Source organism: Pseudomonas sp. WC2, assembly GCF_050586545.1.
In the GTDB taxonomy this organism is placed as follows: Bacteria; Pseudomonadota; Gammaproteobacteria; order Pseudomonadales; family Pseudomonadaceae; genus Aquipseudomonas.
Genome location: NZ_JBOBDR010000030.1, coordinates 34582 through 45446 on the forward strand (window position 1 = coordinate 34582; position 10865 = coordinate 45446).

Below are 10865 nucleotides of genomic sequence, written 5' to 3' on the forward strand. Positions count from 1 at the left end.
AGGTTGCGGCTTTGTCGTTTCAGCCCTTCAAATCAATGCGCAAACAGCGAGTTACCCTTCTGCCCCGCCAGTTTCTCCGGCTTGATCAGGAACTTCGCCAGGGCCGGCAGCAGCCACAGTGCACCGAACATGTTCCACAGCAGCATGAAGGTCAGCATCAGGCCCATGTCAGCCTGGAACTTGATCGCTGAGAAGATCCAGGTGCACACGCCGATCGCCAGGCACAGACCGGTGAACAGCACTGCCTTACCGGTAGATTTCAGCGTCTGGTAATAGGCCTCCTGCAACGGCAGCCCCGCGCGCAGGAAACTTTCCAGGCGGCTGTAGATGTAGATGCCGTAGTCGACACCAATCCCCACACCCAGCGCCACCACTGGCAGCGTCGCCACTTTCACACCGATGCCCATGAAGGCCATCAGCGCGTTGCCGAGTACCGAGGTCAGCACCAGCGGCAGGACAATGCACAGGGTCGCCGCCCACGAACGGAAGGTGATCATGCACATCACCGCCACGCAGATGTACACCAGAATCAGGATGGTCAGCTCAGCCTGTTTAATGACTTCGTTGGTGGCCGCTTCGATCCCGGCATTACCGGCAGCAAGGATGAATTCCAGACCGTCCTTGTTGTTGTCCTTGGCGAAATCCTGCACTGCGTGCACCGCTCGATCCAGGGTTTCAGCCTTGTGATCGTTGAGGAACACCAGCACCGGCGCCAGCGAGCAACTGTTGTTGTACAGACCGTCGGCGCGGGCAATCGAGTTGTTCAGCACGTCCGGGTTGCGCGACAGGGTTTCCCATTTCAGGTTGCCCTCGTTCATGCCTTTGATCATCTGCTTGGACACGGTCACCAGCGAGATCGCCGACTGCACGCCCTCGGTGTTCTGCATCTTCCACATCAGTTCATCGATCGGCGCCATGGCTTCGTAGCGCGAGCAGCCTTCGGCCTTGGTCTTGACCATCACCACCAACACGTCGGAACTGGTCGAGTAGTTGTTGATGATGAAGTTGTTGTCCTTGTTGTAGCGCGAGTCCGGACGCAGTTCCGGCGCGCCTTGGTCGAGGTCGCCGATTTTCAGGTTCTGGCCGTACCAGAGACCGCCACCCAAGGCGATCAGCGCCAGGGCAATGGAGATCGGCGCGACTTTCGGGCTGGCGAAGTTCGACAGCAGGCGCCAGAACGGGTGTTCGCGGTTCGCGTCTTTCTTGCTCTTGGCAATCGCGCGCTTGCTGATGCCGACATAGGAAATGGCGACCGGCAGCAGAATCAGGTTGGTGAACACGATCACCGCCACGCCGATGGACGCGCCAATGGCCAGTTCACGGATCACGCCGATGTCGATGATCAGCAGCGTGATGAAACCCACCGCGTCCGCGAGAATCGCGATCATCCCCGGCAGGAACAGTTGCCGGAACGTGCGCCGCGCGGCGGTCAACGCGTTGTCGGCCTCGCTGGATTGCAGGGCGATACCGTTGATCTTCTGTACGCCGTGGGAAATACCGATGGCGAAGATCAGGAACGGCACCAGCATCGAATACGGATCGAGCCCGAAGCCGAAGAAGTGCATCAAGCCGAGTTGCCAGACCACCGCCACCAGCGTTGTACTCAGTACCGCGATGGTGCTGCGCAGGCAGTTGGTGAACCACAACAAGAGAATCAGGGTGATGACGAATGCGATGCCGAAGAACAGCACCACCATCACCAGACCGTCGATCAAATCGCCGACTTTCTTGGCGAAGCCGACGATGTGGATCTTGACGTTGGGGTTCTGCGCTTCGAACTTGTTGCGGATCTTGTCTTCGAGTTCATGGGAGAACTTGCGGTAGTCCAGTGCGAGCAACTTGCCCTGGTCTTCCGGGTCCGGGTAGGACTCCAGCAGCGGGATGTCGACGATGCTCGACTTGAAGTCGTTGGACACCAGACGCCCGACCTGGCCGGACTTGAGTACGTTATTGCGCAGCAGATCGAGGCTGTCCTGCGAGCCGTTGTAGCTCTGCGGGATCACTTCCCCGCCGGCAAAACCCTCTTCGGTCACTTCGGTCCAGCGTACGCTCGGGCTCCACAGCGACTTCAGACCGGAACGGTCAACGCCGGAAATATAGAAAACCTCGTCGTTGATCTGGCGCAGGGTCTCCATGTATTCCTTGGAGAAGATGTCGCCATCGGTGGCTTCGACCGAAATGCGCACCGTGTTGCCGAGGTTCGCCAGATCGTTGCGGTGCTCCATCATCTTCTCGATGAAGGGGTGCTTGAGCGGGATCATTTTTTCGAAACTGGTCGACGGCCGGATGAGCGTGGCCTGCCAGAACAGGAAAATGCTCACCACCAGACAGATGAGGATCACTGCCGGGCGGTTATTGAAGATCAGACGCTCAAGTACCGTCGCTTTTTCCTGCTGAGGAGTGATCAAGGAAGTCATAGCCCCGCCTTCTTATTATTAACTTCGGCGCCGTTTGGCTGAGTGGTGTGGACGCCACCCTGCCCGGTCAGAATCAGGTTGCCGTCGCCGGCAGCGGTGACGGAAGACAGTGAGATGCGGTCCGGACGGTTGAACACGCTGAAGGTCTCGCCGTTGTCGCTGCTGCTGATCACCGAACCGCCGTTGCCGACGATGACGATCGAACCGTCTTCAAGCAGGGTCGCGCCGGACAGACCGAACTCCAGCGCACCGCGCGCGGCTTTCAGTTCGACCTGCTCCCAGTTGCTGCCGAAATCGGTGGAGCGGTAGAGGTTGCCGCGCAAGCCGTAAGCCAGCAGGGTCTGCGGTTGCGCCGTGCCGATCACGCCGAACAGCGAGCCTTCGTAAGGGCCTTCGAGTTTTTCCCAGGTCTGGCCGTCGTCGGCGGAGCGAAACATGCTGCCCGACTCGCCGACAATGAACAGCCCGGCGTCCTTCACCGCCGCGATGGCGTTGAGGTGGAACTGGTCTTCGTTGTCGAGGCGGTCGCTGACGTCTTCCCAGTTTATGCCGCCGTCGGTGGTTTCCAGCAGCGCACCGTAAGCGCCCACGGCGAAACCGCTGTCGAAGTCCTTGAACCAGACGTCGAGCAGCGGCGATTCACGTTTGAGGTCTTCGAATTGCTTGGTCCAGGTCAGACCGCCGTCTGCACTGGCGAGGATCTGCGCGTCGTGGCCGACCGCCCAGCCGTGCTTGTCGTCGACAAAATACACCGCCGTCAGCAGTTGCCGGCTCGGCACCTTGGCCTGGGTCCAGGTTTTGCCCTGGTCATCGGAATAGAGAATGTGCCCGCGATCCCCGACCGCCACCAAACGCGCACCGGCGTGGACAACATCGAGAATCAGGCTTTTCGCGGCTTTGCTGGATTCGGTGGCATAGACCACGTCGGCTGGCGCCTCGGCAGCCATTACCGGTGCCGATAACATGGCCAGGCCCAGCATCGAGAGTGCTGTGGCCAACAACGCGGTGTTGCGTAACGCCGGCGGGCGGCAACGACTCATAGACCTTCCCCTCTTTATTATTGTTAGGCCATCTGGCCTTCAAGGGCGCCGCAAGTGTGCTCCGCTGATGGCTGCTCAGGAGCATAGTCCTGAAACCCGCAATCCAGAGCCACTTCGGAAGCTGGCTCATCCTATCGGGCTTTCGAAACGTCTGACAATCGGCGCCACGTTATCTTTTGTTAACCGCACACAGGCTTCTGCTGCCAGTGATTTCCATTGTGGGAGCGAGCCTGCTCGCGAATGCGGGGTAACAGTCACCCTCTTTATTGGCTGACCCACCGCTTTCGCGAGCAGGCTCGCTCCCACAGGGACCTGAGGCGAATTGGGGATGTGGGGTGGCGGGTGAATACAGCGCCATTCGCCGGATGGATGAAACGAATCTTGCCGGGGGGACTTGCACGATCGGTATTATGGTATACCATCAGACGCACAGACACTCTCAATCCCTCAACGGAGCAGCTCATGAGTTTCGAAATTCGCAAGATCGTCAGCTATGTCGAAGAAACCTTCATCGAAGGCGGCAAAGCCACTGACAAACCCGTGACCATGGTTGGCCTCGCCGTGGTGATGAAAAACCCTTGGGTCGGCAACGGTTTCGTTGAAGACCTCAAGCCGCAGATCCGCGCCAACTGCTCCGACCTCGGTGCGCTGATGGTTGAGCGTCTGGTCGGCATCATCGGCGGTGCGGACAAAATCGAGGCCTACGGCAAAGCCGCTGTGGTCGGTGCTGACGGCGAGATCGAACACGCCTCCGCCGTGATCCACACCCTGCGCTTCGGCAACCACTACCGCGAAGCCGTCAACGCCAAGAGCTACCTGAGCTTCACCAACAAGCGCGGCGGCCCGGGCACCTCGATTCAGATCCCGATGATGCACAAGGACGACGAAGGTCAGCGTTCGCACTACATCACTCTGGAAATGCAGATCGAAGACGCGCCACGTGCCGACGAAATCGTTGTCGTGCTGGGTTGCGCCGACGGTGGTCGCCTGCACCCGCGCATCGGCAACCGCTACATCGATCTGGAAGAACTGGCCGCCGAAAAAGCCCAGTAACCACAATAAAAAGGCATTGCAGGAGCGCTCCATGATTCGGCTCACCGCTGAACTCACCCCGGCTGGCACCAGTTACCTGGCGACCGGCCAAGGCCAGCCCGTGGTTTTGATCCACGGCGTGGGCCTGAACAAAGAAATGTGGGGCGGGCAGATTGTCGGCCTGTCCAGCCAGTACCGGGTGATCGCCTACGACATGCTTGGCCATGGCGCCAGCCCGCGACCGGCCAGCGGCACCAATCTGCTCGGTTACGCCGATCAGTTGCTGGAGCTGCTCGATCACCTGAATCTGCCCCAGGCAGCGGTGATCGGTTTCTCCATGGGCGGTCTGGTCGCGCGGGCCTTTGCCCTGCATTATCCGGAGCGCCTGCAAAGCCTGGTGGTGTTGAACAGCGTGTTCAACCGCAGCGAAGAACAGCGTGCCGGCGTCATCGCACGTACCGCGCAAGCCGCCGAACATGGCCCGGACGCCAATGCTGAAGCGGCGTTGTCACGCTGGTTCAGCCGCGAGTATCAGGCGGCCAATCCGGCGCAGATCGCCGCATTGCGCCAGACCCTCGCCAATAATGATCCGCAGGGTTACCTGACCACTTACGAATTGTTCGCCACTCAAGACATGTACCGCGCCGACGACCTGAGCAGCATTCAGGCGCCGACGCTGATCGCCACCGGTGAACTCGATCCGGGTTCGACCCCGCAAATGGCCGAGCAACTGGCCCGACGCATCCCCGGTGCGAAGGTTGCCGTGTTGCCCGAGCAACGGCATATGATGCCCGTAGAGTCGCCGCGCCTGGTCAATCAGACGCTGCTGGAATTTCTCGAATTCGCACACTCCCGACAAAACCATATAAAGGGGATCGTTGCATGACGCTCGCACGCTTCCAGATGTGCATCGGCGGAGAATGGGTCGACGCCCTCTCCGGCAAGACCTTCGAAAGCCTCAACCCGGCCACGGCGCAAGCCTGGGCCGAACTGCCTGACGCCGATGAAGCTGATGTCGAACGCGCAGTGCAATCGGCACAGACTGCCTTCGACAGCCCGGCCTGGCGTGGCCTGACCGCCACCGCGCGCGGCAAACTGCTGCGCCGCCTCGGCGACTTGATCGCCGAAAACAAAGAGCAACTGGCGCAACTGGAAAGCCGCGACAACGGCAAACTGATCCGCGAAACCCGCGGCCAGGTCAGCTATCTGCCGGAGTTCTTCCACTACACCGCCGGCCTTGCCGACAAACTCGAAGGCGGCACGCTGCCGCTGGATAAGCCCGATCTGTTCGCCTACACCGTGCACGAAGCGATGGGTGTGGTCGCGGCGATCATTCCGTGGAACAGCCCGCTCTATCTGACCGCGATCAAACTCGCCCCGGCCCTCGCCGCCGGCAACACGATTGTGATCAAGCCGTCCGAACACGCTTCGGCGACGATTCTTGAGCTGGCACGTCTGGCCCTCGAAGCCGGGATTCCGCCGGGTGTAGTCAACGTCGTCACCGGTTACGGCCCAAGCACCGGCGCCGCCCTCACCCGCCATCCGCTGATCCGCAAAATCGCCTTCACCGGCGGCGCGGCGACAGCGCGGCATGTGGTGCGCAGCAGCGCCGAGAACTTCGCCAAGCTGTCGCTGGAACTGGGCGGCAAGTCGCCGAATATCATCTTCGCCGACGCCGATCTGGACAGCGCGATCAACGGCGCGATTGCCGGGATCTATGCCGCGTCCGGTCAGAGTTGCGTGTCGGGTTCGCGGCTGTTGGTGCAGGACGAAATCTACGAAGAATTCGTCAATCGACTGGTCGAACGCGCCCAGCGCATTCGCATCGGCAACCCGCAGGAAGACAACAGCGAGATGGGCCCGATGGCCACCGCGCAGCAACTGGCGGTGGTGGAAGGTTTAGTTGCCGATGCTATCGCTGAAGGCGCGCGTTTGCGTACCGGCGGCAAGCGCCCAACCGATCTCGGCGAAGGCTGGTTCTACGAGCCGACGCTGTTCGAATGCGACCGCAATTCGATGAAGATCATGCAGGAAGAAGTCTTCGGCCCGGTGGCGTCGGTGATTCGTTTCAAAGATGAAGCCGAAGCGCTGGCGATCGCCAACGACTCGCAGTTCGGCCTCGCCGCCGGCATCTGGACCCGCGATCTCGGTCGTGCCCATCGTCTGGCGCGCGACGTGCGTTCGGGGATCATCTGGGTCAACACGTACCGCGCGGTGTCGGCGATGGCGCCCATCGGCGGCTTCAAGAACAGTGGCTATGGACGCGAAAGCGGCATCGATTCGGTGCTGGCCTACACCGAACTGAAAACGGTGTGGATCAACCTGTCTCAGGCGCCCATGCCTGATCCGTTTGTGATGCGCTAGGAGTCCTGAGAAATGATCGAACCCGGCATTTACAAAGACGTCATGAGCTCGTTCCCGTCCGGCGTCACGGTGGTCACCACTGTTGACCCGGAAGGCGGGATCGTCGGCATCACCGCCAGCGCCTTCAGCGCGCTGTCGATCGACCCGGCGCTGGTGCTGTTCTGCCCAAACTATGCTTCTGACACGTACCCGATTCTGCGGGATAGCAAGAAATTCGCGATCCATTTGCTGTCCGCCGACCAGACCGCCGAGGCCTATGCCTTCGCCGGGAAAGGCAAGGACAAGGCCAAGAACATCGAATGGCATTTGAGCGAACTCGGTAACCCGATCCTCGCCAAGGCTACGGCGATCATCGAGTGCGAGTTGTGGCGTGAATACGATGGCGGCGATCACGCGATCATTGTTGGCGCGGTGAAGAATCTGATCCTGCCGGCGCAACCGGTGACGCCGATGATTTACCACAAGGGCAAGCTCGGGCCGCTGCCGACCTTGGCCTGATTGCCACACAGATTCCATGTGGGAGCGAGCCTGCTCGCTCCCACAGGGAACACCTTGTGGAATGGAGGAATGATGAGTAACGAAAAGTACGAAAAAGGCCTGAAAATCCGCACTCAGGTGCTCGGCGAAGCCTACGTGCAGCGCTCGATCGACAACGCCGATGACTTCACCCGCCCCCTGCAGGAAATGGTCACCGAATACTGCTGGGGCCATGTCTGGGGGCGTGAGGGGTTGTCGCTCAAGGAGCGCAGCATGATCAACCTGGCGATGATCTCGGCGCTCAACCGTCCGCACGAACTCAAGCTGCATGTGCGTGGCGCCTTGCGTAACGGCCTGAGTCGTGAGCAAATACGCGAAATTCTGCTTCAGGTCGGCATTTATTGCGGCGTTCCGGCAGCCGTGGACAGTTTCCGGCTGGCCCGTGAAGCCTTTGCCGAAGCCGACGCCGAAGCCTCAGTTAACCCCTCGGCTGTTTAGATGCCCGTCTGGCATGGACAGCCAAACCAAAGAGCGGACCCCATGAAACGCCAGCCCCTCGACGACAGCTTCAAGGTCAATCGCAACCCCGTTACCCTGCGCGAAATCGTGCTGGATAAACTGCGTAGCGCGATCATGAATTTCCAGCTCATGCCCGGTGATCGCTTGGTCGAGCGCGATCTGTGCGATCGCCTTGGCGTCAGCCGCACCTCCGTACGCGAGGCGTTGCGTCACCTGGAATCCGAAGGACTGGTCGAGTTCGCCGATGCCAAAGGCCCGCGTGTCGCCATCATCACGTTGGCCGATGCCGTCGATATCTACGAATTGCGTTGCGTACTGGAAGGTTTGATCGTTCAGCTGTTCACCTTGCGCGCCAAGGCCAAGGACATCAAAGCCCTGGAAAAAGCCCTGGATGACAACCGCAAAGCGTTGAAGGACGGCGAGTTGCAACAGGTCATCGACTCGGTGCAAGGCTTCTACGACGTGCTGCTCGAAGGTTCGGGCAACCATGTTGCGGCCACTCAGTTGCGTCAGTTGCAGGCGCGCATCAGCTACTTGCGCGCGACCTCGGTGTCCCAGGAAAACCGTCGCGGCGCGAGCAATCAGGAAATGGAAAAAATGGTCGCGGCGATCAAGAGCGGCGATCCGCTGTTGGCGCATCAGGCCTGCGTCGATCACGTTCGCGCAGCGGCTGCCGTGGCCCTCGACTACCTCAAGCGCAAGCAGGAAGAGACCGGCGCAACTCCGGCCATGACCCTGCCGATCGCGCTGAAAGAACCGCGCATAGGTCAATGACATGTTCAGCCCGAGCTTTTGCCCGAAATGCGGTGGCCCTGACCTCGGTCAGCAGATACCGGCGGGCGATACGCACGAGCGCCTGATGTGCCGCGGCTGCGGCTACATCCACTACATCAATCCGAAGATCATTGCCGGCTGCATCATCGAGCAGGACGGCAAATACCTCTTGTGCCAACGGGCGATTCCCCCGCGCCCGGGCACCTGGACGCTGCCGGCCGGCTTCATGGAAAGCGGCGAGACCACCGAGCAAGCGGCCGTCCGCGAAGTCTGGGAAGAAAGCGGCGTGCGCGCGGAAATCGTCTCGCCGTACTCGATTTTCAGCGTGCCGAAGATCAGCGAGGTGTACATCATCTTCCGCGCCATCGCGCTGGAGATCACCGGGCAATACGGACCGGAGACCATGGATTACAAGTTCTTCGCGCCTGAAGACATTCCGTGGGAGCAGATCTATTACCCGGCGATCCGGCAGATTCTCGAGCGCTATATCGAAGAGCGCCAGGCTGGGGTGTATGGGATCTATATGGGCAATGACGATAGCGGGAAGATCCACTTTATCCGCTGATCACCCAACCTGCTTTTTCTGATCGTTCCCACGCTCCGCGTGGGAATGCAGCCCAGGACGCTCCGCGTCCCTTTCAAAGCCGAACGCGGAGCGTCCGAAGAGGCATTCCCACGCGGAGCGTGGGAACGATCAATACCCTAGGCTTCAGAGTGGGCCGATACCTTCAACGATGATGATTTCCGCCCTCGCCCATTCTTCGCGATAACTTTTCGCTTCCTGATACGCCGCCGAGTGGTAGCACGCCACGGCTTTCTCATAGCTCTCGAACTCGATCACCACGCTGCGTTGCGGCGTCTCGCGCCCTTCCATCGCCTCGCTGCGCCCGCCTCGTGCCAGAAACTTCGCGCCAAACTCGGCAAACGCCGCCGGCGCGCGCTGGGTGTATTGGCTGTAGTGATGGGCATCAGCTATATCCACATGAGCAATCCAGTACGCCTTCATAGTGACCTCTTTGTTGATTTTGTATTATGGTATACCAATATATTTCCAACGAACCCTGAGAGTCCAGCATGGCCTTCAACAGCATCGAAGAAATCATCGAAGATTATCGTCTCGGCAAAATGGTCTTGCTGGTCGATGACGAAGACCGCGAGAACGAAGGCGACCTGCTGCTGGCCGCCGACCGTTGCACGCCCGAAGCGATCAGCTTCATGGCCCGTGAGGCGCGCGGGCTGATTTGCCTGACCCTGACCGACGAACATTGCCAGCGTTTGGGTCTGGAGCAAATGGTCCCGGCCAACGGTAGCGTGTTCAGCACCGCATTTACCGTGTCGATTGAAGCGGCGGTTGGCGTGACCACCGGCATCTCGGCGGCTGATCGCGCTTGCACCGTGGCCGCTGCGGTCGCCCCCAATGCCCGCGCTGAAGACCTGGTGCAGCCGGGCCATATCTTCCCGTTGCGCGCTAAGGAAGGTGGCGTGCTCACTCGCGCCGGGCATACCGAAGCGGGTTGTGATCTGGCTCGCTTGGCCGGTTTCACCCCGGCTTCAGTGATCGTCGAGGTGATGAACGACGACGGCACCATGGCCCGTCGCCCGGATCTGGAAGTGTTTGCGCGCAAGCACGGGATCAAGATCGGCACCATCGCCGACCTGATCCACTATCGCCTGAGCACCGAACACACCATCGAACGGATTGGTGAACGCGAGCTGCCGACGGTGCATGGCGCGTTCCGCTTGATCACCTTTGAGGATCGCATTGAAGGCGGCGTACACATGGCGATGGTCATGGGCGACTTGCGCCGTGACGAACCGACGCTGGTGCGTGTGCATGTGATCGATCCGCTGCGGGATCTGGTTGGCGCCGACTACAGCGGGCCGACCAACTGGACGCTGTGGGCGGCGTTGCAACGGGTCGCGGCTGAGGGGCATGGGGTTGTTGTGGTGCTGGCTAATCATGAGTCTTCGCAGGCGTTGCTGGAGCGCGTGCCGCAATTGACCCAGCCGCCGCGGCAGTTCAGCCGTTCGCAATCGCGGATTTATTCGGAGGTGGGGACTGGGGCGCAGATTCTGCAGAATCTGGGGGTGGGTAAGCTGCGGCATCTTGGGCCGCCACTCAAATACGCCGGGTTGACCGGGTATGACCTGGAAGTGGTCGAGAGCATCCCCTTCAGCGAATAACCCGAGACCTCCGCAAATTCAGTGTGGGAGCGGGGAGGGTTGTTGGAAAAAAGAGTTG

Annotated in this window: 11 protein-coding genes; 8 read left to right on the forward strand and 3 right to left on the reverse strand. The window is 60.4% G+C overall.

The window, feature by feature from the left end; all coding sequences use genetic code 11:
• Positions 1 to 32: 32 nt before the first annotated feature.
• Positions 33 to 2417 (reverse strand): efflux RND transporter permease subunit, encoded by a 2385-nt coding sequence (locus ACQ4OE_RS26150; RefSeq protein ID WP_430948396.1) that lies wholly within the window; start codon positions 2415 to 2417, stop codon positions 33 to 35.
• Entirely contained in the window at positions 2414 to 3457 is a 1044-nt protein-coding gene (locus ACQ4OE_RS26155; RefSeq protein ID WP_430948397.1) for a WD40/YVTN/BNR-like repeat-containing protein, read from the reverse strand. The genes ACQ4OE_RS26150 and ACQ4OE_RS26155 overlap by 4 nt, the downstream gene beginning before the upstream one ends.
• A 462-nt stretch (positions 3458 to 3919) precedes the next feature.
• On the opposite strand from ACQ4OE_RS26155, the gene ACQ4OE_RS26160 reads away from it, so the two are divergent.
• From ACQ4OE_RS26160 to ACQ4OE_RS26190, 7 genes are all read left to right on the forward strand, one after another.
• Positions 3920 to 4510, forward strand: a complete 591-nt coding sequence (locus tag ACQ4OE_RS26160; RefSeq protein ID WP_122594276.1) for an amino acid synthesis family protein — start codon at positions 3920 to 3922, stop codon at positions 4508 to 4510.
• 31 nt (positions 4511 to 4541) lie between these two features.
• Positions 4542 to 5375 (forward strand): alpha/beta fold hydrolase, encoded by an 834-nt coding sequence (locus ACQ4OE_RS26165; protein ID WP_122594275.1) that lies wholly within the window; start codon positions 4542 to 4544, stop codon positions 5373 to 5375.
• On the forward strand, positions 5372 to 6853 hold the full coding sequence (locus tag ACQ4OE_RS26170) for an aldehyde dehydrogenase (protein WP_430948398.1): 1482 nt from the start codon (positions 5372 to 5374) through the stop codon (positions 6851 to 6853). The genes ACQ4OE_RS26165 and ACQ4OE_RS26170 overlap by 4 nt, the downstream gene beginning before the upstream one ends.
• Positions 6854 to 6865: 12 nt before the next feature.
• Complete coding sequence (locus ACQ4OE_RS26175) at positions 6866 to 7351, forward strand: flavin reductase family protein (protein WP_430948399.1); 486 nt, start codon at positions 6866 to 6868, stop codon at positions 7349 to 7351.
• A 72-nt stretch (positions 7352 to 7423) separates the two neighbouring features.
• The gene (locus ACQ4OE_RS26180; RefSeq protein WP_016984498.1) at positions 7424 to 7828 is read left to right on the forward strand and encodes a carboxymuconolactone decarboxylase family protein; all 405 of its coding nucleotides are present in this window, start codon (positions 7424 to 7426) and stop codon (positions 7826 to 7828) included.
• A 42-nt stretch (positions 7829 to 7870) separates the two neighbouring features.
• The gene (locus ACQ4OE_RS26185; RefSeq protein WP_122594272.1) at positions 7871 to 8623 is read left to right on the forward strand and encodes a GntR family transcriptional regulator; all 753 of its coding nucleotides are present in this window, start codon (positions 7871 to 7873) and stop codon (positions 8621 to 8623) included.
• Position 8624: 1 nt separating this feature from the next.
• Positions 8625 to 9188: an NUDIX hydrolase gene (locus ACQ4OE_RS26190; RefSeq protein WP_122594271.1), complete on the forward strand. Its 564-nt coding sequence runs from the start codon at positions 8625 to 8627 to the stop codon at positions 9186 to 9188.
• 144 nt (positions 9189 to 9332) lie between these two features.
• On the opposite strand, the gene ACQ4OE_RS26195 is transcribed toward ACQ4OE_RS26190, so the two are convergent.
• Complete coding sequence (locus ACQ4OE_RS26195; protein WP_430948400.1) at positions 9333 to 9629, reverse strand: DUF1330 domain-containing protein; 297 nt, start codon at positions 9627 to 9629, stop codon at positions 9333 to 9335.
• A gap of 68 nt (positions 9630 to 9697) precedes the next feature.
• Here ACQ4OE_RS26195 and ribBA point away from each other — a divergent pair, with 68 nt between their 5' ends.
• Positions 9698 to 10807: a bifunctional 3,4-dihydroxy-2-butanone-4-phosphate synthase/GTP cyclohydrolase II gene (gene ribBA / locus ACQ4OE_RS26200; RefSeq protein WP_430948401.1), complete on the forward strand. Its 1110-nt coding sequence runs from the start codon at positions 9698 to 9700 to the stop codon at positions 10805 to 10807.
• The last annotated feature ends 58 nt before the right edge of the window (positions 10808 to 10865 follow it).

What these genes read in the sequence shown, in the direction of transcription:
- ACQ4OE_RS26160 (WP_122594276.1), top strand. Translation starts at nt 3,920, where the DNA reads ATGAGTTTCGAAATTCGCAAGATCGTCAGCTATGTCGAAGAAACCTTC.
- ribBA (WP_430948401.1), top strand. Translation starts at nt 9,698, where the DNA reads ATGGCCTTCAACAGCATCGAAGAAATCATCGAAGATTATCGTCTCGGC.
- ACQ4OE_RS26150 (WP_430948396.1), bottom strand. Translation starts at nt 2,417, where the DNA reads ATGACTTCCTTGATCACTCCTCAGCAGGAAAAAGCGACGGTACTTGAG.
- ACQ4OE_RS26180 (WP_016984498.1), top strand. Translation starts at nt 7,424, where the DNA reads ATGAGTAACGAAAAGTACGAAAAAGGCCTGAAAATCCGCACTCAGGTG.
- ACQ4OE_RS26195 (WP_430948400.1), bottom strand. Translation starts at nt 9,629, where the DNA reads ATGAAGGCGTACTGGATTGCTCATGTGGATATAGCTGATGCCCATCAC.
- ACQ4OE_RS26190 (WP_122594271.1), top strand. Translation starts at nt 8,625, where the DNA reads ATGTTCAGCCCGAGCTTTTGCCCGAAATGCGGTGGCCCTGACCTCGGT.
- ACQ4OE_RS26175 (WP_430948399.1), top strand. Translation starts at nt 6,866, where the DNA reads ATGATCGAACCCGGCATTTACAAAGACGTCATGAGCTCGTTCCCGTCC.
- ACQ4OE_RS26185 (WP_122594272.1), top strand. Translation starts at nt 7,871, where the DNA reads ATGAAACGCCAGCCCCTCGACGACAGCTTCAAGGTCAATCGCAACCCC.
- ACQ4OE_RS26170 (WP_430948398.1), top strand. Translation starts at nt 5,372, where the DNA reads ATGACGCTCGCACGCTTCCAGATGTGCATCGGCGGAGAATGGGTCGAC.
- ACQ4OE_RS26165 (WP_122594275.1), top strand. Translation starts at nt 4,542, where the DNA reads ATGATTCGGCTCACCGCTGAACTCACCCCGGCTGGCACCAGTTACCTG.
- ACQ4OE_RS26155 (WP_430948397.1), bottom strand. Translation starts at nt 3,457, where the DNA reads ATGAGTCGTTGCCGCCCGCCGGCGTTACGCAACACCGCGTTGTTGGCC.